The following is a 26,672-nucleotide window of genomic DNA, read 5'->3' as shown; positions in this document are numbered from 1 at the left end:
ATGCCCTGCCTGCGCTTCGCTTCGCCAGTCCTCGTCCTCGCACTGCTCGCGCCCGCGCAGGGCGTTCTCGCCGCGACGGGGCGCGGCGTGGGCGACGCGGAACTCGCCCGTGCAGCGCGCGTGGCGCGCGTCGCCGACATCGACTACGTGCGCGGCGAATGCGGCGACGAGCGCACGGTCGAGGCCTGGCTCGACGACGCGGTCGGCGACACCGCGCGCGTGACCTGGCGTGGTGGCGCCTGCACGCTCGCCAATCCGGGCAATCCGATCGACGCCGGGTCCAAGTGGTGCGGCGGCGCGACGATCGTGCCGAAGAAGGATCCGAAGCACGTGGCCAGCATCGAGGTGTACTTCGAGCAGCCCGTGGACGGCAAGCCGGGCAAGGCCTACGCGTTCCGCGCCGTGAACCACGACCTCGACGGTCTCGACTACAAGCGTGACACGCGCTCGTTCGAGATCGGTTACGGCCAGCGCTTCGTCGACGGCTACGTCGCACCGGGGGACGACTGTGACTGAGCGCCGGCATGCACCGTGGTGGCTCGTCGCCGCGGTCCTGTTCGCGGCGGCCGCGCCGGCGCAGGATCGCTATGCGGGCCGCTGGACGATCGCGCGCGCCGAGCCCGCGCCCTGGGCCGCTGCCGGTGGCGCGGTCGACCCGGCCGAAGTGAAGCGCCTCGTCGGCCAGCGCGTCACGTTCGAGGCGAAGCGCATCCGCGGGCCCGATCCGCTCGGTTGCACGGCACCGCGCTACGTCGTCAAGGACGTGCCGGCCGAAGGCCTGTTCCAGGGCGGCCTCGCCGAATACGGCGACCATGCGGTCGACGCCGACACGCTCGCGACGCGGCTCGGTTTCAACGGGCGCCCGATCGCGACGCTCGACACCGGCTGCGAGGGCGCGATCGATTTCCACGCGACCGGCGACGACGAATTGCTGTTCGCGCTCGACAACGTGATCTATCGCATGCACCGCGACGCCGCGCGCGCGACGCGGCCGAGGAAGACGCCGTGACCTGGATCGCCAAGCCCAAGCTGCACCACCCCGCCCTCGGCTGCAACGCGATCGGCTTCACGCGTCGCGACTACGAGGGCAAGATCTCGACCCTGTGCGCGGGTTGCGGCCACGACTCCATCTCCGCCGCGATCATCCACGCGTGCTGGGAACTCGCGATCGAACCGCACCGCGTGGCCAAGCTCAGCGGCATCGGCTGCAGCTCGAAGACGCCCGACTATTTCCTCGGCCAGTCGCACGGTTTCAACACCGTGCACGGACGCATGCCGTCGGTGCTGACCGGCGCGAACCTCGCCAACCGCGACCTCATCTACCTCGGCGTGTCGGGCGACGGCGATTCCGCCTCGATCGGCATGGGCCAGTTCGTGCACGCGATCCGCCGCGGCGTGAACATGGTCTACATCGTCGAGAACAACGGCGTGTACGGCCTCACCAAGGGCCAGTTCTCGGCGACCGCGGACCAGGGTTCGGTGTCGAAGAAGGGCGTCGCGAATACCGATTCACCGATCGACCTCGTCGGCCTCGCGATGCAGCTCGGCGCGAGCTTCGTCGCGCGCGGTTTCTCCGGCGACAAGCAGCAGCTCGTGCCGATCATCAAGGCCGCGATCGCGCACCGCGGCGCAGCATTCATCGACGTGATCAGCCCGTGCGTGGCATTCAACAACCATGCCGGCAGCACGAAGAGCTACGAGTACGTGCGCGAGCACAACGACGCGGTCAACCGCCTCGACTTCATCGAGCCACGCGCCGAGATCGTCGCCGAGATCGCGCCCGGCGACGTCGTCGAGGTCGAGCAGCACGACGGCAGCGTGCTGCGCCTGCGCAAGCTCGACGCGAGCCATGACCCGACCGACCGCGTCGCCGCGATGAACTACGTCAACGCGCACCAGGCGAAAGGCGAGGTCGTGACCGGCCTGCTCTACGTCGACAGCGCCGCGCACGACCTGCACGGCCATCTCAACACGGTCGCGACGCCGTTCAACACGCTCGACGCAACCACGCTCTGCCCGGGCGCGGCGACGCTCGACCGGATCAACGCATCGTTGCGCTAACCGCGGATTGCGCTACCGAGGTTACCCCGTGGGGGCGGCGGAAGCCGCGACGCCACTCCAGGTTGGGCTCCTGCAGGCGAAACGACGAAGCACTTCGCGCAGATCATCGCTCCCGCGGAAACACGGCACGCACGACGGGCTCATCCGTTCGTCCGTGGCGCAGACCGCAGGCCCGGGCCGAGAGCCGTCGCCTCGACAGCGGGCGCTTCGACTCCGCCCGCTTCGCGGGATGCGCCCGGCGCGAACGGAAATGGGCGCACATCTTGCGCGACGAGACTCTCAGTGCAGTTCGCAAAAACAATGCGCGAACGCACCATAACGCTTGCCGCGCAGCGACTCGACCGTCGCCGCTACCTGCCTGAGTTCGGCGCCGTCGAACATCCCGGCCGGCAGGCGGAAACCGGTCCAGCGCGCGATGCGGGTCATCGCCTCGCTGTCGCTGAAGCTCAGCGCGAGGCGCTCCCACGTCGTCATCTCGCGTTCGATGTAGCGCACCTGGTAGTGCTCGCCGAGCTTCGCGCGCGAAGCGGCCGCGGCGATCGCGTCGTCGAGGCCGCCGAGCTTGTCGACGAGCCCGCGCTCCTTCGCCTGCGCGCCGCTCCACACGCGGCCCTGTGCGATCGCGTCGACCTCGGCCGGCGTCTTGCCGCGCGCCTGCGCGACCTTGCCGATGAATTCGCCATAGCCGCGCTTGATCACGCTCGTGATGATCGCCTCGAGCTGCGGCGACAGCGGCCGGCGGATGTCGAGCGTGCCGGCGAGCGGCGTCGTGCCGACGCCGTCGGTATGGATGCCGAGCTTGGCGAGCGTGTCGGGCACGGTCATGACGAGGCCGAAGATGCCGATCGAGCCGGTGATCGTGTTCGGCTCGGCCCAGATTTCGTCGCTCGCCATCGAGATCCAGTAGCCGCCGCTCGCGGCGACGTCGCCCATCGAAACGACGACCGGCTTGCCCGCTTCGCGCGCCTGCGCGAGTTCGCGCCGGATCTGCTCGGACGAGTACGCGTCGCCGCCGGGCGAGTTCACGCGCAGGACGATCGCCTTGACGCCGTCGTCCTCGCGCGCGGCGCGCACGAGTTGCGCGGTCGACTTGCCGCCGACCATGCCGGGCGGCCGTTCACCCGGGACGATCTCCCCCTGCGCGACGATCACCGCGACGTCGCTGCCGACGCGCGGAAGCTTGGACGGCGCGAGCGTCGCGAGATACTGGCGGAAGCCGACCTGGCGGAATCCCTCGTCGCCTTCGGCCGCGCCGAGCGAACGCAGCTGCTCGCGCACCTCGGCGCGCGTCGCGAGCTGGTCGACGAGCTTCTGCTCGAGCGCGAGCCTGGCGAGGTCACCGTCGTGCGCGGCGACGCGCTCGTCGTAATGCGCGATGTCGTCGGCGATCACCGCCGCGTCGATCTTGCGCAGCGCCGCGATTTCGCCGAGGTATTCCTGCCAGATGCCGCCCATCCAGTACGCATCGGCTTCCTTCGCCGCATCCGACGCCTGGTTCAGCACGTATGGCTCGGCCGCCGACTTGAACGTGCCGACCTTGATCAGGTGCACCTGGACGCCGAGCTTGTCGAGCGCATCCTTGTAGTAGCTGCGGTAGTTCGCGAAACCCTCGAGCAGCACCGCGCCCTCGGGATCGAGCAGGATGCGGTTCGCATGCGCGGCGAGCAGGTATTCGTTCTGCCCCATGCCGGCGGAAACCGCGATCACCTCCTTGCCGCCCGCCTTGAAGCGGTCGAGCGCGGCACCGAGTTCGCGCGCGGTGGCGAGGCCGAGCCCGGTGATCTCGTCCGGGATCAGCACGATGCGTTCGATGCGCGCATCCTTCGCCGCGGCGTCGATCACGCGCAGCAGGTCGCGCAGCTGCACCTCCGGCGACTCGTTGCCGGCGATGCTGGACAGCGCGCGCTGGGTCGGGTCGGTCGAATACTGCTCGACGATCGCACCACTCGGGTCGAGCACGAGCGCGGTACGCGGCGCGAGCAGCGGGCGCGAGGCGAAGAACGCGCCGAAGAACGCGAGCAGCACGAGCAGGAAGACCAGGTTGAAGACGAGACGGCGCGTGAAATTGAGCGCGTCCCAGAGTGCGCGGAAGAAACGGCGGATCACGCCGGGCTGGCTGGGCATCGGAATTCCTCGATGTCGATCGGGTCGACAGGCATGGCGGCAGCCTACCGCATCCGCTGCAGTGCGGCATGGCGCATCGGTCACGGCCGCCGCAGGCACGCGCGGCCTGCCGCGTGCATCGCAGGCACGCGCGCCTCTCAGTGGAACAGGGTCGGCGACGCGGCGGCGGCGCCGGCGGTGCCCGGCAGGGGGCCGCGGGCGAGCTTCCAGAAGCGCCACGACAACAGCAGCGCGGCCATGCTGAGTCCGGCGATCAGGCCCATCCACATGCCGCGCGCGCCGAAACCGTGCGGGAACGCGAGCCACCAGCCGACCGGCATGCCGACCCCCCAGTAGGCGAACGTCGTGATGAGCATCGGGATGCGCGTGTCCTTGAGCCCGCGCAGCGCGCCGTTCGCCGCGACCTGGATGCCGTCGGAAAACTGGAACAGGCCGGCCAGCACGAGCAGTTGCGCGGCGAGCGCGATGACCACGGCATCGTCGGTGTAGAGCATCGCGATCGCACGCGGCAGCAGCAGCATCGCACCGGCCGATACGGTCTGCGCGAGCAGGGTGAGGCTGATGCCGACGAGGCCGGCGTCGCGCACGCCCTGGGCATCACCGCGGCCGACCGCATGGCCGACGCGCACGGTCGTCGCCATCGCCAGGCCGAGCGGCACCATGAACGTCACCGAGGCGACGTTGAGTGCGACCTGGTGCCCGGCGACGACGTCGGTGCCGAGCGTGCCGATGACGAGCGCGACCGCGACGAACAGGCTCGCCTCCATGAACAACGACACGCCCATCGGCACGCCGATGCGCAGCAGCTCGGCGAGCGCGTGCGGGTTCGGCCGCTCCCAGCGCTCGAACAGGCGCAGGTCGCGGTAGTGGCGGCTGCGCACGACGTAAGTCGCGAACGCGATCATCTCGAGCCAGAGCACGAGCGCGGTCGCCATGCCGCTGCCCCGCGCACCGAGCGAGGGCAGGCCGAGGCGGCCGTACATCAGCACGTAGCCGATCGGCCCGAGCAGGAGCAGGCCGAGGCCACTGAAGTACATCGTCGGCCGGGTCAGGCCGATGCCTTCGCCGAGACCACGCAGGGCGAAGAACAGCGCGAGCGCCGGGGCGCCCCACGCGACCGCGTGCAGGAAACCGATCACGTCGGGCACGAGCTCGGCGTCGATGCCGATGCGCGCGACGAGCACGGCGCCGCCCTCGTGCACGGCGATGCCGAGGACGAGGCCGAGCACGAGCGCAAGCCAGACCGCCTGGCGGAACAGCGGACCGATCGCCTCGCGCCGGCCGGCGCCGGCGAGCTGGGCGACCGACGGCGGCAGCGCCATCATCACGCCGATCGCGGCGACGAGCGCGAGCGACCAGACGCTCGCGCCGACCGCGACCGATCCGAGCGTGTGGGCGTCGAGGTGCCCGGCGAGCAACGCGTCGATGAGGTTCATGCCGACCGCCGACAACTGGCCGAGCACGAGCGGCACCGCGAGACGCAGCGTGTCTTTCAGCTCGCGCGCGAGACGCGGCTGGTGGCGATGTAAAATGGTCGGCATCGGGGAACCTGTGCGCGGCATCTTAGCCGAGCACGCGGGCCCCTGCCTGCCGCGCGACGCGGTGCCGCCCTTCGATCGACGGAGCTTGCGCGACGCATGAATCACGAAGAAGCGACGGAAACCGCCGCCGCGCGACCGGCGGTGAGCGTGCCCTCCGGGCCACCTGCGCCGCCCAAGCATTGCGGCAACTGCGGCGCGCCGATGTACGGCCCGTTCTGTTACGCGTGCGGCCAGCCCGAAAAGGGCATGATCCGCCACCTCGCGAGCGTGATGGCCGACGTCGCCGACACGATCTTCAACGTCGATTCGCGCATCTTCCGCAGCATCCTGCCGCTGTATTTCCGCCCCGGCTTCCTCACCAACGAATACTTCGCGGGCCGGCGCACGCGTTACGTCACGCCGTTCCGGCTGTTCTTCTTCCTCTGCGTGATCTCGTTCTTCGCGATCCAGCTGAGCCTCGACCTCGACGACGCGAACTTCAATTTCGTCGGCGAAGGCCAGTCCGGTGGCATCGAGCGCGCGCAGACCGCGGCCGAAGTCGACACGCGCCTGCAGGAGTCGCTCGAGGGCCTCGCCGCGGCGCGCTCGGCGGCGGGCCATCGCGCCAAGGCGGTCGCGAAGATCGAGAAGGTGGAGGCGCAGCTGCACCAGAAGGCCCAGGAACGCCTCGCCTGGATCCAGCGCCGCGACGAAGCGAAGGCGGCCGGCCGGCCGGCGCCGCCGGACCCGACGGCGGACGACGACGACGGCACGCTGTCGATCGACGGCACGCCGTGGGACCCGGTCACGCATCCGATCGCGGTCGGCTGGCTGCCCGCGTTCGCCAACGCGAAGCTCAATTCGATGGCGCAGCACGCGAAGGACAACATCAATGCCGCGCGCAAGCATCCGGGCGAGGCGATCGCGCGGCTGTTCTCGGTGCTGCCGCAGACGCTGTTCGTGCTGATGCCGCTGTTCGCCCTGCTGCTGAAGATCGCCTACATCTTCAAGCGCCGGCTGTACATGGAACATCTGATGGTCGCGCTGCACAGCCACGCGTTCATCTTCATGTCGCTGCTGGTGATCGTCTCGCTGCACCTGCTGATCGGCTGGGCCGGGGCGAGCGCGACGTGGCTCGTGCCGGTGCTGAACCTGCTGCGCGCGGCGGCGTGGACGTGGCTGCCGATCTATCTGTTCCTGATGGCCCGGCGCGTCTATCACCAGGGCTGGTTCATGACGACGTTCAAGTTCTGCCTGGTTGGCTTCTGCTACCTGTTCCTGCTCGCATTCGGCCTTGCCGGCGCTGCGATCGCGAGCCTCACGATCGCATGAGGCGGCCCTGGCCCACCGCAATGCACTACGGCGGTCCGGTCGCCCCGAAACGACGAGCGCGCTTCGGTACGAAAACGGTGGGCGAAGGCCCTACGGCAATGCCGCGATGAAGGCGTCGCGCTCGGCCGGGGTCATCGCAAGCAGGCGCCGACGCAGGTCGGCGCGCGCGTCGGGCGACAGCGATTGCGCATGGCGGCGCAAGGCACGGCGCTGGTCGGGCGTCAGTGATTGCCACATCGTGCGCAACGCCGGTCGCTGCGCGGGCGGCATGTCGGCGAGCAGGCGCCGCCAGCCGCCACGGTGCTCCTGCGCGCCGGCGAAGAACGCGCGCCGCTCGTCCGGCGACATCGCTTCGTAGCGTTCGCGCAGCGCCGCGCGCTGCTCCGGCGGCAACGCGCGGAAGCGGCGGAACGCCTCGCGCAGTTCCTGCTGCCGCTCGGGCGACAGCTGGCGGAATGCCTCGTAGCGCGCGGCGAGGTCACGGCGCTGCGCGGGCGTGAGCGCCGCCCAGCGCGCGATGCGCCGCTCGATCGCCACGCGCCGCAGCGGTGGCGCGGCCTGCCAGCGCGCGGCGATGTCGCGCAGGCGTTGCTGCTGGTCCGGTGCGAGTGCATCCCATTGCGCCTGCATCGGCGCGAGCACGCCCTGCTCCGCGGGCGCGAGCTGCGACCACGCGATCCGCACCGGTTCGGGCGCTACCACCGGGGGTGGCTCGCCGGCATGGACGAGTCCGCACGCGGCGAACAGCGCCGCGAGCAGCAGGCGCAGCATCACGCGCGCATCAGCCGTCGACATCGTCCTGCTCGGCATCGAACCATGCATAGAAGTCGAGATCCTCGGAGAGTTCGAGACCATCGTCGTCGGCGAGCACGTCCAGCGCCGTGGCCTGGCCCGTGACGTGCTCCGGCGGCATCCGCGTCGCGGGCGCGAGCGCACGATGGCCGATGCCGATCATGAGCGCGAGCGCGGCCGTGCCGGCGAGTGCGAGGCCGACGCGCCAGTGGCGCAGGGTCGGCTGCACGAGCGCGGCCTGGCGCGCGCGGTTGAGGCGCGACAGGGTCGCCGCATCGAGCGATTCGGCCGACTGGTCGAGCAGGGCGAGCGAACGATCGAGCCAGGGTTCGCGCGGGGGCGTGTTCATCGATGCGGCTCCAGCCGGTTGCGCAGGTTCGCGAGCGCGCGCGACAGATGGGTCTTGACGCTGCCTTCGCTGCAGCGCATTGCGGTCGCTGTGGCGGCGACGTCCAAGCCCTCCCAGAGGCGCAGCAGGAAGGCCTGGCGTTGGCGCAACGGCAGCGCCTGCAGCGCCGCGTCGAGCGCCCGCGCCGCCTCGCCATCGGCGAGCCGCGCGAGCGGCCCCGGTTCGCGCGCATCGGGCACCGCGGCGAGCGGATCCTCATCGTCCTCGCGCCGATCCAGCCAGGCGAACCAGCGCCCGCGTACGCGCTGGCGCCGGTGCCAGTCGTGGATGCGGCTGTCGAGCACGCGCCAGAACAACGGCGGCCATTCGCTGGCGTCGCGCGTGCCGTAGCTGCGCACGAAGCCGAACATCGCGTCCTGGACGAGGTCGATCGCATCCTCGCGCTGGCGCGTCGCGAGCTCGGCCATGCGCAGCGCGCGCCGTTCGACCGCGCGCAGGAAGCGGTCCATCGTGCGTGAAGCGTCGAGGCGCCGGGCGTCATCGGTCATGCGCTCGCCGGGGATCGCCATCAGGGAGACAGGAAGCATCGTGCAACGGCCTTTCCGGGGGCTTTCGCTGCGATCCAACGCGGCTGCGGCGGATCGGTTGACGGCCCATCCGCAGCCTGCGTCGAGGAACGACAGCGGACGCCGGTGTCAAGCGGTTGTACACAGCCGTGCGCGATCGGCGCTCCGATGCTGCGAAAGCACGTGAAGATCCCTGTCGCGGAGCCGGGCCGTGCATGCAAGTATTTGAAACGAAAGGGTCATTACAGATTGATTAAACTTTCACCAACCCGTATCGCACGGCTTGGTTTCGCGCCTCGGGCAGGGCTCGCGGCACAGTGATCCACAGAGTTATCCACACATGTTGTGGATAAGCATGTTTTCCCCGCTGCCATGGTGACTTAGGGTGAAGTTCTGAAAGTTACGTGAGAAACCGACGGCAAGCGGTCCGGCCGGCTGCGCTCGCCCCGAATACACGGCATCCTGCGCGGGTTTTCCGCTTCCCACGACCATGACTTCGATCCTGCGCGTCGCCCTGCCCGTGCCATTGCACACCCTGTTCGACTACCGCGAGGGGGCCGCGCGCGCGGCGGTCGGCAGCCGCGTCCGCGTGCCGTTCGGACGGCGCGAGCGGGTCGGGATCGTCACCGAGCGCGTGGACGCCTCGACCCTGGACGAGGCTCGCCTCAAGGTCGCCGGCGAGGTGCTCGACGAGGCGCCCCTGCTCGGCGGCGAGCTGCTCGCGACCCTGCGCTGGGCGGCACGCTACTACCAGCATCCGCTCGGCGAAGTGCTGTTCGCGGCGCTGCCGACGAGCCTGCGCAACGCACGTGCGCTGCCACCCGGCGGCATCGCCGCGGCCGAACTCACGCCGGCCGGTGCCGCGGCGCTCGCCGCCGCGACGCCGCGCCGCGGCACGCGCATCGCGAGCCTGCTCGAAGCCCTCGTCGCCGGGCCGCTCGCGACGACGCGGCTCGACGCCCTCGCGGGCGCGGCGGCGCGGCGCAACGCGCTCGCGCGCGGCTGGATCGCCCGCTGCCGCCTCGCCACGCCCGCGCAGGCTGCCGCGGCGAGCGCCGGTCCGCCGCTCAACGACGCGCAGCGCGAGGCGGCGCAGGCGGTGATCGGCGCGGGCGGCGGCTTCGCGCCATTCCTGCTCGACGGCGTCACCGGCAGCGGCAAGACCGAGGTCTACCTCGAGATCATCCGCGACTGCCTCGCGCGCGGCCGCCAGGCGCTCGTGCTCGTGCCGGAGATCGCGCTGACGCCGCAGGCACTGCGCCGTTTCCGCGAACGCCTCGGCGTCGACGTTGCCGCGTTGCATTCCGGCCTCGGCGAGGTCGAGCGCGCGCGCGCCTGGCTCGCCGCCGCGCGCGGCGAGGCGCCGCTCGTGCTCGGCACGCGCTCGGCCGTGCTCGTGCCGCTCGCGCGCCCCGGCGTGATCATCGTCGACGAGGAGCACGACGGGTCGTACAAGCAGCAGGAAGGCTTCCGCTACCACGCGCGCGATCTCGCGCTCGTGCGCGCCAAGGCGCTCGGCATCCCGGTCGTGCTCGGTTCCGCGACGCCCTCGCTCGAAAGCCTCGCCAACGTCGAGGCGAAGCGCTACCGCCTGCTCCGCCTCGACCAGCGCGCGGGTCGCGCGCGGCCGCCGACGCTGCAAGTGGTCGACCTGCGCCGGCAGCGCCTGCAACACGGTCTCGCCCGCACCGCACTGGAGGCGATCGCGGCCTGCCTCGCGCGCGACGAACAGGTGCTCGTGTTCCGCAACCGACGCGGCTATGCGCCGGTGCTGCTCTGCCACGACTGCGGCTGGAGCGCCCGCTGCCCCGACTGCGAGCGCGCGCTCACCCTGCACAAGCGCGAAGGCCGGCTGCGCTGCCACCATTGCGGCCACGAGGAGCGCGTGCCCGCCGCATGTCCGTCGTGCAGCGGGCTCGCCCTGCATGCACTCGGTGAAGGCACCGAACGGCTCGAGGACGCACTCGGTGCGCAGTTCCCCGGCGTGCCGGTCGTGCGCGTCGATCGCGACACGACGCGCGGGCGGCGCCTGCGCGACGCGCTGCTCGACAGCCTGCCGGAAGGCGGCGCGCGCATCCTCGTCGGCACGCAGATGCTCGCCAAGGGCCACGACCTCCCGCACCTCACCCTGGTGGTCGTGGTCGGTGTCGACGAAGGGCTCTACAGCGTCGACTTCCGCGCCGGCGAACGCCTCGGCCAGCTCGTCGTGCAGGTCGCCGGCCGCGCCGGGCGCGCCGATCGTCCCGGCAGCGTGATCCTGCAGACGCACGACCCCGCGCACCCGCTGCTCGAGGTGCTGCTCAACGGCGGCTACCGCGCGCTCGCCTCACGCCTGCTGCAGGAACGGCGCGACGCGGGCCTGCCACCGTTCGTGCAGTTCGCGCTGTTGCGTGCGGAGGCGCCGCAGCAGGACCTGCTCGACCGCTTCCTGCGCGCGGCCGCGGCCGCCGCCGGCAGGGCGAGCGGCGTGAACCTGCACGGTCCGCTTGCCGCGCCGATGCCACGCCGCGCCGGCGCCTGGCGCGCGCAGATCCTCGTCGAGGCCGGCGAGCGCGCGCCGCTGCAGGCGTTCCTGCCCGCCTGGCTCGACGCGGTGCGCGCGCTGCCGGACGAGCGCCGCGTGCGCTGGTCGATCGACGTCGATCCGGTCGATCTGTACTGACGCGCGGCGCCCGCTGCGCTCAGTCCGCGCGCAGCGGCCCGAATCCCTCGAAGCTGTCGGCGAAGATCCAGTCGTCCTGCTGCACCTGCACGACCGCGCGACGACGCTGGTAGTCCGCGTCCAATCCGTTGAGCAGCAGGGTACGTCCGTCCGGCGTGACGCCGACGACGAGCAGGTCGATCCAGTCCGCCGCACCGAAGTCGATGCCCCAGCCGGCGAGGAAACCGGTGATGTCCTGCGGACCATCGGCTGCGGTCCAGTAGAAGCCGTGGTTGGTCGGCCCGAGGTTCGGGTCGAACACGACGTAGCTGCCGACGATGACGTTGCCGTCCTCGCTCGATTCGAAGGCGTAGGTGACCGCGCCCGCCTGCGCGCCTTCGGGGAGGTCGAGGTATTCGAGGCCGACGCCGGCCCGCCAGCGCCACGCGCGCGGATCGCCCTGGCCGTTCTCGACGCCGGCGCCGACGATGACCGAGCAGTCGCTGTTGCAGCCGATCACCTGGCCGACACGCTGGCCATTCGCGTCCGTGATCCAGCTCGGCACGCCATCGTCCCAGCGCAGGGCGTAGCGCGTGAAGTCGCCCGAGGACGTCCGGCCGAAGCCGGCGACGACGTGGCCGTCGTTCGATGCGGCCCATGCCTGCGCGCTGAATGCGTCGGCCGGCAGCGCGAGCCGGACCTGGCCGTCCGCCGCGGTCCACATCCATGGCAGCTGCGGCCACGGACCTTCCGCGGGTGGCACGGCTGGCTCCGCCGACCCGGTCAGCACGTTGCCGTCGGCGGAGATGCCGAATACCGACGCGCTGCCGAGCTCGGCGCTCGCGCCCGTGATGCGCGCCCAGTCCGTGCCGCCGGTCCAGATTTCAGGCGCCGCGACGGGCGCATCGCCGCCCTCGTCGAAGTAGCCGGTCGTCGCGATCACGGCGCCGTCCTTGGAGACGACCGGGGTGATGTTGTCGAGCGTGAACGTCATGCCGCCACCGAGCACCTCGGGTTCGGCGCCCGGTTGCCAGCGCACGACGAGGCCTTCCGGATAGGCGACGCCGATGACCGTGCCGTCCGCGGTGATGTTGGTCGCGCCGGCGACCGGATAGCCATCGGGCGCGGGCAGTTCGACCAGCGTGACCGAATCGGCGACGGCGCCGGACGCGCCGCAGAGCAGCACGGCCGCGCACAGCGGACGCAGGAACGGGCGGAGGTGGGACGTCGACGCGATCATGGAACGGCTCCGGCAGTGGGGTCCGGCCAGCTTCCGTCCGCGCCGCCGCAGGGTCACTCCAAGCGCGTTCCAAGCGCATGACGAGCGCGTCCGCGCCGCATGACGAACGCATTCATCGCGCGGCTGGAGCGTCCGGCGGGGCCAGCAGCAGCGCCGGGATCTCGCGTTCGCCGGCGAGCGCCTGCGCCTGGCGCAACGCGTTGAACCAGGCCTCGCGCGGCCCGAGGGCGCGGAACAGGCGCAACTGCAGCAGTGCACTGTCGAAGTCGCGCCCGGCCCACGGTGCGACGCGGCCGATCACCGCGACCGCGTCGTCGCGCTCGCCCGCCTCGAGCAGGAATGGGCCCTGCACCGTGGCGACCGCGACGATCTCGGCGGGCACGCCGCGCCGGTCGGCCGTCGCGGCGGCGAATTGCAGCCACGCACGCGCGCCGGCGCCGTCGCGCCGGTGGATGCACCATTCTGCCATCGCGAGCGCGTCGTCGACCGCGCCCGGTTCGGTCGCGGCGGCCGCCGGCGCTTCGCGCAGGCGGTCGAGCAAGGCCTGCGCCTCGCCGGCGCGATCGAGCGCGAGCAGCGCGCGCTGGCGCAGCCGGACGACCGCGTTGCGATCGCCGTCGGCGCCCGACGCCGGCCAGTCGGCGAGCGCCTCGGCGGCCGCGCGCCCGGCATCGGCCCAGCGTTGCTCACGCACGGCGAGATCGGCTTCGAGCGCCCGCAGGCGTGCCTGCAGCACGCGGTTGCCCGAGGTCGCGATCGCCGCCGCCTGCTGCAGGGCGGCGCGGCCTTCGCGATGACGGCCCGCGCCGTCGAGCACCTGCGCGCGATTGAGCAGCAGGTCGACGCGCTGGTCCGGATCGGTGATGCGCTCGCGCAGCGCCGACGCGCGCTCGACCGTCGCCCACGCGTCGTCCCGCTGCAGCATCGCGAGCTGCGCCTCGACGATGCCGGTCAGGGTCAGCAACAGTTCGTGCAGCGCGCCGTAGGACTGGAAGCGGTCCGCTGCACCGGGCAGGTAGTCGAGCGCGGCAGCAGGTCGGCCACGATAGAGTTCGAGCATGCCGAGGTTGGCGTCGACGCGCGTGACGCCGAGCGCGTCGCCCGCGCCTTCGAGGTCGACGCGCGCGGCGCCGAAGTCGGCCAGTGCTTCATCGTAGCGATGCGCCGCGACGCGGCTGTTGGCGCGACCGAGCAACGCCTGGCCACGCGCGAGCGCGTGCTGCTCGCCGAGCAGGAGCAGCGCGGCGTCGAAGTCGCGCCCGCCGTCCTCGAACGCGCCGCGCCGGATCCGCGTCGAGCCGCGCGCAACGAGCACGTCGGCGCGCAGGCGCGGATCGGCTTGCGTCGCCGCTTGCGCGAGCACGCCGTCGAGCGCCGCTTCGGCGCGATCGAGCCGGCCTGCGCGCAGGTCGACCTGGGCGAGGCGCCAGGCCAGTTGCGCGGGCTGCGCGGCGAGCTGCGGCGACGCGCCGAGGATCTCGCGCGCGGTGTCCAGCTCGTTGGCGAGCATCGCCGCACGCGCGCGCTGCAGCGCCTCGTCGAGCGCCGTGTCGGACTCGCGCGCCGCCGCGGGCGCGCGCCGGCCGAGCGCCGCGAGCAGCAGGTCGCCCGCGCCGCGCGCGGCATCGATCGCGTCATGCGCAGCGAACGTGACCGGGATCGCGATGCCGTGCTCGGGCTCCGCGGCGAGTTCGACGCGCCAGCCACCGGCGTCGTGATGCGCGCGACCCCGCACGAGGTAGCGCGCGCCGGTGGCGTCGCGCACGCCGGCTTCGGCATTGCCCTCGGGCGGGGCGGTGAGCAGGCCGAGCACATTCTCGCTCGGTGGCACGGTGAGCCCGGCCTGGCGCAGGCGCTCGGCGACGAGGTCCATCGCGCCGAGACGCACCCAGGCATCCTCGCGCAGGCCGTCGACCTGGATCGGCAGCACCGCCAGCGTTTCGCTGCCGGCAATGCCGTGCGTATCCGGCCGCGTCGCGTCACGGCGCGCGATCAATGCGGCGGCGAGCGCGAGCGCCGCGAGCGCCGCTGCCATGAAGGCGATGCCACGGCGCGCCCATCGCGGCGCGGCCGGCCTCGGCACGGGTGCGACCGCGGCCACGCCGACCTCGCCGGCTTCGGCTTCGATCTCGCGCGTGTCGGCGACCCAGCGGTAGCCGTAGCCCGCGATCGTGCGGATCGTGTGCTGCACGTTGCCGTCGTCGCCGAGGGCGCGGCGTGCGCGCAGCACGATCTGGCCGAGCTGCGCGTCGGAGACGTTGGAGCGGCCGAACACCGCGGCGACGAGTTCGTCGCGACCAACCGCGCGATCGCGGTGCGCGATCAGGTGCTCGATGCACTCGAACGTGCGGCGCGGCAAGGTCACGCGGCGCGCGCCGCGCCACAACTCGCGTGCGGACGGCAGGAAGCGGTACTCGCCGAATTCGAAACCAGGTGCAGTCATCCGCCAGAGGTTAGCGCGCGCGGCGCAGGCTGACGAGGAACGCGCGCGACGACGGGGCGGCGCGTTCGCGACGCGCGGTGTCCGTCTCGAGCGCGCGACGGCGTTACCCGGGGCTTCACGTCCATGAGGCGCCCGCATGCTTCCCCACCCGTTTCGCGTGAGGTCCCGCCACGCATCTTCCGCGCTCGCCGCGCTGCTCGCGATCGCCCCGGCCGGCGCAACCACGCTGACCTGGCCCGGAGCGCCTCCATGCGCGACCACACTTCAGGCGTGCATCGCGGGCGCCGGCGCGGGTGATGTCGTGGAGATCGCCAGCGACGGCCCGATCGAGGCGTCGCTCGAGATCCAGGGAAAGAGCCTGACCCTGCGCGCAGCCGAGGGCTTCACGCCGGTGCTGCAGGCGGGATCGTCCACCGACGTGATCGACGCCTTCGGCGGCAACTCGCAGGTCACGATCGTGATCGAGGGCCTGACGGTCCGCGGCGGCTCGATCACGGCGTACCAGGCCGGCAGCGGCGCGTTCGACGTGACGATCCGCGGCAACGTGGTCGAGGCCGAAGGACTGGATGCGAACCGCACCGCGATCAGCGTGACCACGTTCGGCGCCGCGCCGACCGGGCCGGTCGACTTCGCCATCACCGACAACGACGTCCGGCTCGGCTTCCTGCACGGTGACGACATCGCGGCGATCGGCATCGACGACCTGCCCGGCGCGACGACCGGCGCGATCGAGCGCAACATGATCCTCGACGGTGGCTCGTGGAGCACGCTGGGCGCGATCCTCGTGAACAACGACGATGGTGCGGCCGACGTGCTGCTGCAGCACAACCGTATCGAGGCGACCGGCTACAACGGCGGCATCGTGCTCGTGCAGTACGGCGCGGGCGGCACGCTCGATGCGCGCGTGTTCAACAATCTCGTGACCGGAACCGTCGGTGTCATGGGCCCGCAGCCCGCGGCCGTCTCGCTGCGCGCGAACGCGGGCAGCCTGCACGCCGACGTGTTCGGCAACACGCTCGTCGGCAACCACACCGGCTTCATCGCGAGCGTGAGCACCGGCGCGAGCCTGACCGGCACGCTCGCCAATACGCTCGTCGCCGGCAACGATTCGCACGGCGTCGTCATCGGCGCCGCCGCGGGCGGCGGTTTCGCCAACGAGCACAACCTCGTGTTCGACAACGGCCCGAACGACTTCACGCCCGGCGCGGGAACCGTCGAGGCCGATCCAGCCTTCGTCGGCGGCGGCGATTGGCGCCTGCGCGCCGACTCACCGGCCCGCGACGCCGGCAATTCGCTGTACGCGGCAGGCATCGCGGTCGATCTCGACGGCGAGACGCGCATCGTCGGCCCGGCGGTCGATATCGGCGCGTGGGAAGTCGGCGACGCGATCTTCGCCAACGGCTACGACGCGTGACCCCGGAGCCCCGGACGCAAACGGCCCGCAGAGGCGGGCCGTTGCTTGTCGCATTTGGCTTATGTCGACCGCGGCCGTGGGCGACGCCCTGGACTTCCGGATGGCGGGCCGATTGCCCTGTTCGACAACCGGCCGCGAAGCAGGGATCAGGGCGATCGCAAGGTTCAAGCCTCGAACAGGCCGCGCATCTTCTTCATCGCGTTCGCCTCGATCTGGCGGATGCGCTCGGCCGACACGCCGTACTCGTCGGCGAGTTCCTGCAGGGTCGCCTTCTCGCCGTCCCCGAGCCAGCGGCGCTGGATGATGTCGCGCGAACGCGCATCCAGGCGCAGCAGGCCGCGCTGCAGCGTATCGAGGCTCGACTCCTCTTCCGACTCGCTTTCGACGAGACCGTACGGATCGGCCGCATGGTCGATCAGGAACGCCGCCGGCGCGGGCTTCTCCTCGTCGTCGGCATCGACCGGCGCATCGAACGCGACGTCGCGGCCGTTGAGGCGCGCTTCCATCTCGAGCACGGTCGCCGCCGGCACGCCGAGTTCGCGCGCGACAGTGTTGACCTCTTCCGAATTCATCCAGCCCAGGCGCTTCTTCGACTTGCGCAGGTTGAAGAACAGCTTGCGCTGCGCCTTCGTCGTCGCCACTTTCACGATGCGCCAGTTGCGCAGGATGAACTCATGCATCTCGGCACGGATCCAGTGCACCGCGAACGAGACCAGGCGCACGCCGTGGTCGGGGTCGAAGCGCTTCACCGCCTTCATGAGGCCGATGTTGCCTTCCTGGATCAGGTCGGCGACCTGCAGGCCGTAGCCCGAGTAGCCGCGCGCGACGTGGACCACGAAACGCAGGTGCGACAGCACCATCCGCTTGGCGGCGTCGAGGTCGTTGTGTTCGTTGAAGCGGCGCGCGAGATCCTGCTCCTCGTCCTGACTCAGCATCGGGATCTGGTGGACCGCATTGACATACGCGTCGAGGCTTCCGACCGCACTCGGCAGCACCGGGAACTGGTTGGCAACCAAGGTATTGCTCATTCGTCTGGACTCCTCACTGCTACCCACTTTAGCACTCGGCTCCTTTGAGTGCTAAGAACGGCCAGAGTTCCGACCGACGATCCCGCCGGCCCATTTATTGAACTTGGCGGTATTGTACTAGGAAGTTTTCTAAATAGCGTTACCGGCAGCGAAACAGTGTGTCCCGCGCCGAAATCCTAACTCGTTGATTTTCCTTGGCCAGTGGCGAAGGTCATGCGCGACGGCCGCTCACGCGGGCGTCGGGGCGGGGTTTTCGAGCAGGGCGCGCGGCGGCAGGCGCCACTCGATAGGCGCCTGGCCGCGCTGGCGCAGGTACTCGTTGGCGCGCGAGAAGTGCCCGCAGCCGATGAAGCCGCGATGGGCCGAAAGCGGCGACGGATGCGGCGCCTTCAGCACGAGGTGGCGCTGGCGGTCGATCAGCCGCCCCTTCTGCTGCGCGTAGCTGCCCCAGAGCAGGAACACGAGCCCGTCGCGCTCGCGGTTGAGCGCGTCGACGCAGCGGTCGGTGAAGCCCTCCCAGCCCTTGTTCTGGTGCGAGCCGGCAAGGCCGTGCTCGACCGTGAGCACCGCATTGAGCAGCAAGACGCCCTGCTTCGCCCACGGCTCGAGGCAGCCATGGTCCGGGCGCGGGATGCCGAGGTCGCGCGCGAGTTCCTTGAAGATGTTCTCGAGCGACGGCGGCGGCTGCACGCCCGGCGGCACCGAGAAACACAGGCCATGCGCCTGCCCCGCCCCGTGGTACGGGTCCTGGCCGAGGATGACGACCTTGACCTGCTCGAACGGCGTCGTGTCGAGCGCGGCGAAGATGCGCGGGCCGGAGGGATGGATGATCTTGCCCGCGCGCTTCTCGGCGCGCAGGAATTCCGCCAGCGCGAGCATGTCGGGCCCGTCGAACGCGCTGCCGACGCGCGCCTTCCACGACGGCTCCAGCCGGACGCGGTCCCCGCTCACGCGTTGCCGCCCGCCTGTTCGCGCAGGCGGCGCGCGACGCGCAACTGGAACTGCAGCTTGTTGACGAGCAGGCGTTCCTCGATCGGCTTGTGCACGAGGTCGTTGGCGCCCGCGCGCAACAGGCCGGCCTGGTTCGCCGGGTTGTCGTCACCGGTCATGACGAGCACCGGCAATTCGCCCTTGCCGTAACCGAACGTGCCGCGGATGCGCTCGAGCAGGTCGCCACCGCTGAGCTCGCCCTTGAGGTTGACGTCGGTGAGGACGAGGTCGGCACCCGGGCCGCGGCCCTGCGCGCGCGCGGTCTCGAGCAGCGCGAGCGCATCCTCGACGCTGACCACGTGCGAGACCTTGAAGCCGCACTTCTCCATCATGCGTCGCGTCGCCAGCGCGACAACGCGGCTGTCCTCGACGTACAGCACCTCGCCGTCGATCTGCTCGGCCGGCTTGACGTAGCCGCGGATGAACGCGGCAAGCGCGTCGAAACCGAGTGCCTTGTCGAAGTAATCGGTCACGTGACTCGACAGCGTGCGCGCGACGAGGCGCTCCTGCACGTCACCGGAGACGACGATGACCGGGATGTAGGCCTGGTTGCCGCTCTCGCGCACGAGGCGGGCGAGTTCGAGCCCGTCCATGTCGGGCAGGCGCAGCGCGGTCGTGACGAGGTCGATCACGCCGTCGGCGAGATGGCGTTGCGCCTCGGCCCCGCTGCCGCAGCCGATCACGATCGCGTTCGGCAGCTCGGCCTTGAGCACGCGCTCGATCAGCTGGCGCACGACGCGCGAACCGTCGACGACTAGCACGCGCGGCTGGTCGCTCGAGATGTGCCGGGTCAGCGAAACGTCGGCGCTCATGCCGGGCGCCCCGCGGCGAGATGGCGAGCGGTCGCGATCCACGCGCCGCACCAGCCGAGCAGCGTGCTCGCGCCGGCGACCGCGGCGGCCACGCCGGCGCCGAGCCCGTGCAGCGCGAACCGGTGCGCGTAGCTCTCGACCAGCCGCGCGACCGGCTCGGCGAGCGCGAGTTCGACCACGACAACGACGAGCAGCGCGAGCAGCGCGCCGAGCAGGCCGTACCAGAAGCCGGCATAAAGGAACGGACGGCGCACGAAGCCGTTGCTCGCGCCGATCATCTGCATCACCGAAATTTCCGCCGACCTCGCCTGGATGTCCATGCGCACCGTATTGCCGATCACGAGCAGCGTCGCCAGCGCGAGCAGCACCGCGACCACCGCGACGACGCGCTCGCCGAAATGGAGGATACCGCCGAGCTTGCGTCGCCACGCCGCGTCATACTGCACCAGATCGACGCGCCTGTCCGCCTGCATCGCCGCAACGAGCGGCGGATCCTCGTCCGCGCCGCTCTCGCGCGGCGTGACGACGAGCACGCTCGGCAACGGGTTGGACTGCAGCGCATCGAGCGCCTCGCCGAAACCCGAGAGGTCGCGGAACTCGGCCAGTCCCTGCTCGGGGGTGCGCAGCAACACCGCGGCGACGTCGTCGCGCCGGCGCAGTTCGGCCGCGAACGACTCCGCCTGCTCCGGGCCGAGCGAGGGCTGCAGGAACAAGGTGACTTCGCGCGCCTCGCGCAGCCCGCCCGAGAGCTCGCGCGCGTTGTCGAAGACGAGCCAGAACAGCAGCGGCAGCGCGATCGCGAAGCCGAGCACGAGCACGGTCAGCAGGGTCGCCCACGGCCGCGCGGCGAGACGGCCGAGGCTCGAGAAGAAGCTGTAGAAGTGCTGGTCGCGCCAGGCGGCGAGCCGTTCGCCGAGCGGGGCCCGCGGACCCCGTGGTTCGGCGCCCTTCTTCGCCGGTGGCGCGGCGCGGCGCTCGGCCTGCGCGCTCATGCGGCGCGCACCGGACGGTAGTCGTCGACGAGGCGGCCGTGGTCGAGCACGAGCACGCGCTTCTGCATGCGCTTGAGCAGCAGCAGGTCGTGGCTGGCGATGAGCACGGTGGTGCCGACCGCACCGAACTCGGCGAACAGGTTCATGATCTCGAGCGAGAGCTGCGGATCGAGGTTGCCGGTCGGCTCGTCGGCGATGATCAGCGGCGGCTTGGCGACGATCGCGCGCGCGATGCCGACGCGCTGCTGCTCGCCGGTCGACAACGCGAGCGGAGCCGCCTTCTCGCGCGCCAGCAGGCCCACCTTGTCGAGCGCCGCGCGCACGCGCTTGGCGATCTCCGCGCGCGAGGTGCCGGCGATCAGCAGCGGCAGCGCGACATTGTCGAACACGCTGCGGTCGGTCAACAGGCGGTGGTCCTGGAACACCATGCCGATGCCGCGCCTGTGCTGCGGGATGCCGCGCCGGCGCACGCGCGCGAGTTCGCGCTCGTTGACGGTGACGTGGCCGCGCGTCGGCCGCTCGGCGAGGCTCACGAGCTTCAGCAACGTGCTCTTGCCCGCGCCCGAATGCCCGGTCACGAACGCCATCTCGCCCGCCTCGATCTCGAAGCTGACCTCGGCAAGCGCATCGAGCCCGGTGAGATAGCGCTTGCTGACGTTGTCGAAGCGGATCATGCAGGCGGGGAATGGGGAATGGGGAGTCGGGAATGGTTCGAACGGGCGCTTCCGATTGTACGGGCTGGGCTGCAACTTGCGGCACGGCCCCTATCCATTCCCCATTCCCCATTCTCGGCTACTTGACCATCTGATTGAGATTGAAGATCGGCAGCAGGATCGCCAGCACGATGAACAGCACGATCGCGCCGACGACGAGGATCACCGCGGGGCCGAGCACTGCCGTGAGGGCGGTCAGCCAGCGGTCGAGTTCGCGCTGCTGCTGCGCGGCGGCTTCCTCGAGCATGCGGGGCAGTTCGCCGGAGCGCTCGCCGCTCGCGATCAGGCGCAGCGCGACCGGGGGGAACTGGCCGCTCTCGCCGAGCGCGCGCGAGAACGCGCCGCCCTCGCGCACCTTGAGCGCGGCGCGCTTGAGGGCATCGCGCATCGGCAGGTTCGACACCACCTGCGCGGCGATGCCGAGCGCGTCGAGCAGCGGCACCGCGCTGCCGGCGAGCACCGCGAGCGTTCGCGTCGCGCGCGCGGTGTTCGCCGCGCGCACGAGCCTGCCTGCCAGCGGCAGGCGCAGCTGCCAGGCATGCCAGCGCGCGCGCACCGCTTCGCCGCGCAGGGCGACACGCGCGGCCGCGACCAGGGCGAGCACGGTGAGCAGGATCAGCCAGCCCCAGGCGCGCAGGAACGCGGACAGCCCGATCAGCAGGCGCGTCGCGAGCGGCAGCCCCTGGTGCAGGTTCTGGAACACGCCGACGATCTGCGGTACGACCCAGGTGAGCAGCCCGGCGACGACCGCGACGGCGACGAGCGTGAGAAGCAGCGGATAGGCGAGCGCGGCAAGGATCTTCTGGCCGAGCGCGTCGCGCGCCTCGGCATAGTCGGCGAGCTTTTCGAGCACGCCGTCGAGCCGACCCGACTGCTCGCCCGCGGCGACGGTCGCGCGGAAGATCTCGGGAAACGCATCCGGGAACTCGGCCATCGCCTGGGCGAGGCTCGCGCCTTCCATCACGCGCGCGCGCAGCGACACCGTGAGCGCGCGCTGGCGTTCGTTCTCGGCCTGCTCGGACAGCGCGCCGAGCGCCTCGTCGATCGGCAGGCCGGCGCCGATCAGGGTCGCGAGCTGGCGCGTGAGCAGCGCGAGCTGCGTGCCCGACAGCCCGCGCCGCAGCCGTACCGCGCCACCGGCGGGCGCGCCGTCGCGCACCTCGTCGACGACGAGCGGATTGAGCCCGCGCTCGCGCAGCAGCCCGCGCACCGCGCGCGCGGTATCGCCCTGCAGCACGCCGCGCTGGGTCTTGCCGGCGGCGTCGAGCGCCTGGTACGCGAATGCGGGCATCGGCAACCGTGTTGGGATGGACTTGTCCGGATTTCGTGCGAGCGGTGGAAGCCGCGATGCTCGCCGGACCGGCCGAAGAGCATCGCGGCTTGCGCGACTCCCACAGAGAGTAAACCGACGGCGGCGTGTTCCGCGACCGTCCCGAGTACTCCGGCGCGCGGCGCTGCTCCCGTGGGAGTGACGGAAATCGCGATGCTCTCCCGGCCACGGTTCCGCGCGTCCGCAACGCGCTTGCGGCGGCAGGCACCGCCGATCCGGGCCGGTGGGGCCATACGCCACGCTGCAATACCGGCGTCGATCACGCGCCGCATTCGCGCTACAGTGACCTGCGCAAGCAGGGGAACCGCGCCATGAGGGTACCCGGAACATCCGCGTCGATCGCATTCGCGCTGTCGCTGGCGGGCTGCACGACCGTGGGGCAGGTGCGCAACATCGAAGACCCGTCCTGCAGCGCGGCGTTCGAGCGCGAACTCGCCTCGATCCTCGTCGCGCAGCACGAAAGCAGCGCCGACGCCGAGGCCCTCGCGGCGAGCACGCGCGCGATGCTCGCGAGCATCGCGCTCGGCCCGCGGCCGTTCATGGTGTCGGCGCCGTCCGGCACCGACTACTCCCTCTTCGTCGAACCCACGGACGAGGGATGCCTGCTGCGCCTGTGCGGCCGGCAGAAAGGCTTCACGAGCTACACCAACAACATCACGTGGATCGAAACGCGGCCGCTGCCGGCGTGTCGGTGCACGCCTTGACGCGCAGCGGGGCGGTCGGGCCGATGAGGGCCGAGGGCTGGCCGAGGGCCGAGGGCAATGTCGGCGGCCCTATTCCTCGCGCGTCACGCGCAGCACTTCCTCGGTCGAGGTGATGCCCGCGACGCATTTGCGCCAGCCGTCCTCGAGGATCGAGGCCGAGCGCGTGCGCGCGCGCCGTTCGAGGTCGGCTTCGGACGCGCCCTCGTGCACGAGGCGGCGCAGCGCGTCGTCGAGCGCGACGAGTTCGTAGATGCCGGTGCGGCCCTTGTAGCCGCTCGCGCGGCCCTGCGCGGCGAGGTCGGCGCGCGGGCGGTACAGGGTCGCCTGCTGGTCGGCCGGCTTGCCGAACGCGGCGAGTTCGGCCGGCGTCGCCGCGTACGCCTCGCGCGTCGCGGGATCGAGCACGCGCACGAGGCGCTGCGCGAGCACGCCGATCAGCGACGATGACAGCAGGAACGGTTCGACGCCCATGTCGCGCAGGCGCGTGACCGCGCCGATCGCCGAGTTCGTGTGCAGGGTCGACAGCACGAGATGGCCGGTCAGCGATGCCTGCACCGCGACTTCGGCGGTCTCGAGGTCGCGGATCTCGCCGACCATGACGACGTCCGGGTCCTGGCGCAGGATCGCGCGCAGGCCGCGCGCGAACGTCATGTCGACGCGCGTGTTGACCTGGGTCTGGCCGACGCCGTCGATGTAGTACTCGATCGGGTCCTCGACCGTCATGATGTTGCGCGACGCGTCATTGAGCTGGAGCAGCGCGCCGTACAGCGTGGTGGTCTTGCCCGAGCCGGTCGGGCCGGTCACGAGCAGGATGCCGTGCGGGCGCGCGATGAGGTCCTCGAGCTTCGCGCGCGCGGCGTCGTCCATGCCGAGCTGGGCGAGGTCGAGCTTGCCGGCCTGCTTGTCGAGCAGGCGCAGCACGACGCGCTCGCCGCGACCGGCGGGAATCGTCGATACGCGCACGTCGACCGGGCGGCCGGCGATGCGCAGGCCGATGCGGCCGTCCTGCGGCAGGCGCCGCTCGGCGATGTCGAGCTTGGCCATCACCTTGATGCGGCTGACGACCGCGGATGCAATCGCCTTCTGCGGGCTCAGCACCTCGCGCAACACGCCGTCGATGCGAAAGCGCACGACGAGCCGGTTCTCGTACGGCTCGATGTGGATGTCCGACGCGCCTTCCTTGACCGCTTCGGTGAGCAGCGCGTTGATGAGGCGGATGATCGGCGCGTCGTCGTCGCTCTCGAGCAGGTCCTCGGGTTCGGGCAGTTCGTCGGCGAGCGCACGCAGGTCCATGCGCTCGTCGAGGTCGGACACCATCGCGCGCGCGTCGTCGCCCTGCTCGTAGAGCTCGCGCAGCAGGCGTTCGAAGTCCTTCTCGGCGAGCGCGGTGAAATGCAGCGGCGCGCGCAGGTGGCGGCGCAGTTCCGCGAGCACGTCGTTGCGCACGCCGGCGCGGCAGGCGATCTCGGCCGTGCCGTCCTTCCAGCCGGTCAGCGCGACGCCGTGGCGGCGCGCATAACCGAACGAGGGACGCGAAGGGCGCGCGGCTTCGCTCACCGCGAGCGCTCCGGGCGCGGCTGCGGATCGGCGAGACCGGGCCGGCCGTCGAGGCTGGGGCTGGCGAGGAAGTCGTGCACCTCGGGCAGCATCGGCCGCTCCGAGCGCGGCGTGATCGGCCAGTCCTGCTGGCGCATCTGCAGCTGCTCGGTGCGCATGTAGTTGTACTTCTCGCTCGACACCGCCGCTTCGGTGGCCGCGTCGCGCAGGATCTTCGGGTGCAGGAACACCATGAGGTCCTTCTTCGAGCGGTCGTTGGTGCGGTAGCGGAACAGGTTGCCGAGCAGCGGGATGTCGCCGAGCGCGGGCACCTTCTGCACGTTGTCCTTCGCCTGGTTGTCGATCAGGCCGCCGAGCACGAGCAGCGAATCGTCCTTGACCAGCACGCTGGTGGTGAGCTCGCGCTTGTTGGTGACGAGGTCGACCGCGCCGCTCACGCTCGGCGCGATCGAGGAGACTTCCTGGTGGATGTCCAGGCGCACCGCCTCGCCTTCGTTGATCTGCGGCTTCACCTTGAGCACGAGGCCGACATCCTTGCGCTCGATCGTCTGGAACGGATTGGTGATACCCGCATTGGTCGTGCCGGTGGTGGTCGCCTGCACCGCGTTGGTCGAGTACTGGCCGGTGAGGAACGGCACTTCCTGCGCGACCTTGATCTCCGCTTCCTGGTTGTCGAGCGTGAGCACCGATGGCGTCGACAGGATGTTCGACTTGCCGTCGCCACGCAGCGCGGTGACGAGCGCGCCGAGCTGGAAGATCGTGTTGCGGCCGATCGTCACGCTGCCGTCGATGTAGCCGAGGTTGAGGCCATTGCCGACGCCGAGCGGGTTCTGCGCGGCGGCGATGATGTTGTTGCCGGGCGAGGTGCCGGTGAAGTTGGTGCCACCGACCACGTGCTGGCCGTCCTTGCCGAGCGGCATCTGCCACTGCACGCCGATCTCGCTCGCGGTCTGGTCGGCGACTTCGGCGATGACCGCCTCGATCAGCACCTGGTTGCGGCGGATGTCGAGCTGGCGCACGACCTGGGCGAGCGAGCGGAAGATCGCCGGCGGTGCGCTGATGACGAGCGCATTGGTTTCCGCATGCGCCTGGATCGTCGCCGGCGACGCGTTCGCGCCGGCGCCGTCGCCCGCCTTCGCCGCGGTCGGCGGCGCGATGCCGGTGAGCGTCGCGGCGACGCCCTGCAGGATCGGCACGAGGTCCTTCGCGTTCGCGTAGTGCAGGTAGATCACCTGCGTGTCGCCGCCGTTGTCGACCGGCGTGTCGAGGTGCGCGATCAGCGCGCGCATCTTCAGGCGGCCGTTCTTCGCGCCGGCGAGCAGGATCGAGTTGGTGCGCGTGTCGGCGAACACGCGCGCGGCTTCGCCGTTCGCCGCCGCTCCCTTGTCGTCGCCGAGCATCGTCAGCGTGCGCGCGAGTTCGGCCGCGTTGGCGTGGCGCAGCGGGATCATCTCGACTTCCGCGTCCGACACCGTGTCGATGCGCCGGATGATGTCGGCGAGGCGCTGCACGTTGCCGGCGCGGTCGGACACGACCAGCGAGTTCGAGCTCGCGTGCGCGACGAGCTGGCCACCCTGGGGCATCAGCGGGCGCAGGATCGGCACGAGTTCCGCCGCGGAGACGTGCTTCACCGGCACGATCTCGGTGACGAGCTCGTCGGCCGCGCGCGTGCCGAGGCCGTTGACGCCGGTCGACCCGTCCTGCTGCGCGATCGTCTCCGGCACGATCTTGACCATGCTGCCGGCCGGCACCGCGGCGAAGCCGTGCACGCGCAGCACCGACAGGAACACGTCGTAGATCTCGTCCGGCTTCATCGGCCGCGCCGACACCACCGTGACCTTGCCTTCCACGTTCGGGCCGATGATGAAGTTCTTGCCGGTGATCTCGCTGACCGTGGCGATCAGCGCCTGGATATCGGCATCCTTGAGGTTGAGCGTGTGGCGGCCATCGGCGGTCGTGGCGTGCCCCGCGGGCACGTCCGCAGCGCCGCCCTGCACGGTCTGCGCGGAAGCCGACAGCACGGCGAGGGCGCCGGCGATCGCCGGAACGAGAAGTCGACGCATC

Annotated in this window: 22 protein-coding genes; 7 read left to right on the top strand and 15 right to left on the bottom strand. The window is 71.0% G+C overall.

From position 1 onward, the window contains the following. The 3 genes from EV148_RS08560 to EV148_RS08550 are packed head-to-tail and all read left to right on the top strand — an operon-like array spanning position 1 to position 2,061. Positions 1-516, top strand: a complete 516-nt coding sequence (locus EV148_RS08560; RefSeq protein ID WP_131996521.1) for a hypothetical protein — start codon at positions 1-3, stop codon at positions 514-516. Further along, on the top strand, positions 509-1,009 hold the full coding sequence (locus EV148_RS08555) for a hypothetical protein (protein ID WP_131996518.1): 501 nt from the start codon (positions 509-511) through the stop codon (positions 1,007-1,009). The genes EV148_RS08560 and EV148_RS08555 overlap by 8 nt, the downstream gene beginning before the upstream one ends. Then, complete coding sequence (locus EV148_RS08550) at positions 1,006-2,061, top strand: 2-oxoacid:ferredoxin oxidoreductase subunit beta (protein ID WP_131996515.1); 1,056 nt, start codon at positions 1,006-1,008, stop codon at positions 2,059-2,061. The genes EV148_RS08555 and EV148_RS08550 overlap by 4 nt, the downstream gene beginning before the upstream one ends. 279 nt (positions 2,062-2,340) lie before the next feature. Here the strand turns inward: EV148_RS08550 and sppA are convergent, their stop codons facing one another. Together sppA and EV148_RS08540 are read right to left on the bottom strand one after the other, a co-directional pair. Continuing rightward, complete coding sequence (gene sppA, locus EV148_RS08545; RefSeq protein WP_131996512.1) at positions 2,341-4,185, bottom strand: signal peptide peptidase SppA; 1,845 nt, start codon at positions 4,183-4,185, stop codon at positions 2,341-2,343. 137 nt (positions 4,186-4,322) lie between these two features. After that, positions 4,323-5,726 (bottom strand): MATE family efflux transporter, encoded by a 1,404-nt coding sequence (locus EV148_RS08540; protein WP_131996509.1) that lies wholly within the window; start codon positions 5,724-5,726, stop codon positions 4,323-4,325. Between the two features lie 96 nt (positions 5,727-5,822). Between EV148_RS08540 and EV148_RS08535 the strand changes: the two genes are divergently transcribed. Further along, positions 5,823-7,037 carry a DUF3667 domain-containing protein gene (locus EV148_RS08535; RefSeq protein WP_131996506.1) on the top strand — a complete coding sequence of 405 codons (1,215 nt, stop codon included), beginning with the start codon at positions 5,823-5,825 and terminating at the stop codon, positions 7,035-7,037. Positions 7,038-7,127: 90 nt separating this feature from the next. Here EV148_RS08535 and EV148_RS08530 read toward each other — a convergent pair whose 3' ends face one another. From EV148_RS08530 to EV148_RS08520, 3 genes are read right to left on the bottom strand one after another with little or no spacing between them, the layout of a single operon-like run. After that, entirely contained in the window at positions 7,128-7,832 is a 705-nt protein-coding gene (locus tag EV148_RS08530; protein ID WP_158287397.1) for a DUF3106 domain-containing protein, read from the bottom strand. After that, a complete protein-coding gene (locus tag EV148_RS08525; protein WP_131996500.1) occupies positions 7,819-8,178 on the bottom strand; it encodes a hypothetical protein in 360 nt (119 codons plus the stop codon). The genes EV148_RS08530 and EV148_RS08525 overlap by 14 nt, the downstream gene beginning before the upstream one ends. Next, the gene (locus EV148_RS08520; protein ID WP_199222742.1) at positions 8,175-8,765 is read right to left on the bottom strand and encodes an RNA polymerase sigma factor; all 591 of its coding nucleotides are present in this window, start codon (positions 8,763-8,765) and stop codon (positions 8,175-8,177) included. The genes EV148_RS08525 and EV148_RS08520 overlap by 4 nt, the downstream gene beginning before the upstream one ends. Positions 8,766-9,234: 469 nt before the next feature. On the opposite strand from EV148_RS08520, the gene EV148_RS08515 reads away from it, so the two are divergent. Beyond that, on the top strand, positions 9,235-11,406 hold the full coding sequence (locus tag EV148_RS08515) for a primosomal protein N' (protein ID WP_131996497.1): 2,172 nt from the start codon (positions 9,235-9,237) through the stop codon (positions 11,404-11,406). A gap of 19 nt (positions 11,407-11,425) precedes the next feature. On the opposite strand, the gene EV148_RS08510 is transcribed toward EV148_RS08515, so the two are convergent. Both EV148_RS08510 and EV148_RS08505 read right to left on the bottom strand, forming a co-directional pair. Next, on the bottom strand, positions 11,426-12,625 hold the full coding sequence (locus EV148_RS08510; protein ID WP_131996494.1) for a hypothetical protein: 1,200 nt from the start codon (positions 12,623-12,625) through the stop codon (positions 11,426-11,428). A 112-nt stretch (positions 12,626-12,737) separates the two neighbouring features. Beyond that, entirely contained in the window at positions 12,738-15,068 is a 2,331-nt protein-coding gene (locus EV148_RS08505; RefSeq protein WP_158287396.1) for a winged helix-turn-helix domain-containing protein, read from the bottom strand. A 157-nt stretch (positions 15,069-15,225) separates the two neighbouring features. On the opposite strand from EV148_RS08505, the gene EV148_RS08500 reads away from it, so the two are divergent. Further along, positions 15,226-16,482 carry a choice-of-anchor Q domain-containing protein gene (locus EV148_RS08500; RefSeq protein WP_131996488.1) on the top strand — a complete coding sequence of 419 codons (1,257 nt, stop codon included), beginning with the start codon at positions 15,226-15,228 and terminating at the stop codon, positions 16,480-16,482. Between the two features lie 164 nt (positions 16,483-16,646). Here the strand turns inward: EV148_RS08500 and rpoH are convergent, their stop codons facing one another. The 6 genes from rpoH to gspF all read right to left on the bottom strand — a co-directional run bounded on the left by rpoH (position 16,647) and on the right by gspF (position 22,308). Then, on the bottom strand, positions 16,647-17,510 hold the full coding sequence (gene rpoH, locus EV148_RS08495) for an RNA polymerase sigma factor RpoH (protein ID WP_131996485.1): 864 nt from the start codon (positions 17,508-17,510) through the stop codon (positions 16,647-16,649). Between the two features lie 228 nt (positions 17,511-17,738). Next, positions 17,739-18,461, bottom strand: coding sequence for a uracil-DNA glycosylase (gene ung / locus EV148_RS08490; RefSeq protein WP_131996482.1), 723 nt, complete (start codon positions 18,459-18,461; stop codon positions 17,739-17,741). Next, positions 18,458-19,312: a response regulator gene (locus EV148_RS08485; RefSeq protein ID WP_131996479.1), complete on the bottom strand. Its 855-nt coding sequence runs from the start codon at positions 19,310-19,312 to the stop codon at positions 18,458-18,460. The genes ung and EV148_RS08485 overlap by 4 nt, the downstream gene beginning before the upstream one ends. Continuing rightward, positions 19,309-20,304, bottom strand: coding sequence for a permease-like cell division protein FtsX (gene ftsX, locus EV148_RS08480; protein WP_131996476.1), 996 nt, complete (start codon positions 20,302-20,304; stop codon positions 19,309-19,311). The genes EV148_RS08485 and ftsX overlap by 4 nt, the downstream gene beginning before the upstream one ends. Continuing rightward, positions 20,301-20,978 (bottom strand): cell division ATP-binding protein FtsE, encoded by a 678-nt coding sequence (gene ftsE, locus EV148_RS08475; RefSeq protein WP_131996473.1) that lies wholly within the window; start codon positions 20,976-20,978, stop codon positions 20,301-20,303. Before ftsE ends, ftsX begins: the two co-directional genes overlap by 4 nt. Positions 20,979-21,096: 118 nt before the next feature. Further along, positions 21,097-22,308, bottom strand: a complete 1,212-nt coding sequence (gene gspF, locus EV148_RS08470) for a type II secretion system inner membrane protein GspF (RefSeq protein WP_131996470.1) — start codon at positions 22,306-22,308, stop codon at positions 21,097-21,099. Between the two features lie 350 nt (positions 22,309-22,658). On the opposite strand from gspF, the gene EV148_RS08465 reads away from it, so the two are divergent. Next, positions 22,659-23,051 carry a hypothetical protein gene (locus tag EV148_RS08465; RefSeq protein ID WP_131996467.1) on the top strand — a complete coding sequence of 131 codons (393 nt, stop codon included), beginning with the start codon at positions 22,659-22,661 and terminating at the stop codon, positions 23,049-23,051. Positions 23,052-23,120: 69 nt separating this feature from the next. On the opposite strand, the gene gspE is transcribed toward EV148_RS08465, so the two are convergent. Beyond that, the gene (gspE, locus tag EV148_RS08460; RefSeq protein WP_131996464.1) at positions 23,121-24,608 is read right to left on the bottom strand and encodes a type II secretion system ATPase GspE; all 1,488 of its coding nucleotides are present in this window, start codon (positions 24,606-24,608) and stop codon (positions 23,121-23,123) included. Continuing rightward, the gene (gene gspD / locus EV148_RS08455) at positions 24,605-26,671 is read right to left on the bottom strand and encodes a type II secretion system secretin GspD (protein WP_131996693.1); all 2,067 of its coding nucleotides are present in this window, start codon (positions 26,669-26,671) and stop codon (positions 24,605-24,607) included. The genes gspE and gspD overlap by 4 nt, the downstream gene beginning before the upstream one ends. Position 26,672 lies beyond the last annotated feature (1 nt).

Source organism: Dokdonella fugitiva, assembly GCF_004342425.1.
Taxonomy (GTDB): Bacteria; Pseudomonadota; Gammaproteobacteria; order Xanthomonadales; family Rhodanobacteraceae; genus Dokdonella_A; species Dokdonella_A fugitiva.
This window is presented reverse-complemented; position numbering and strand designations above follow the sequence as displayed.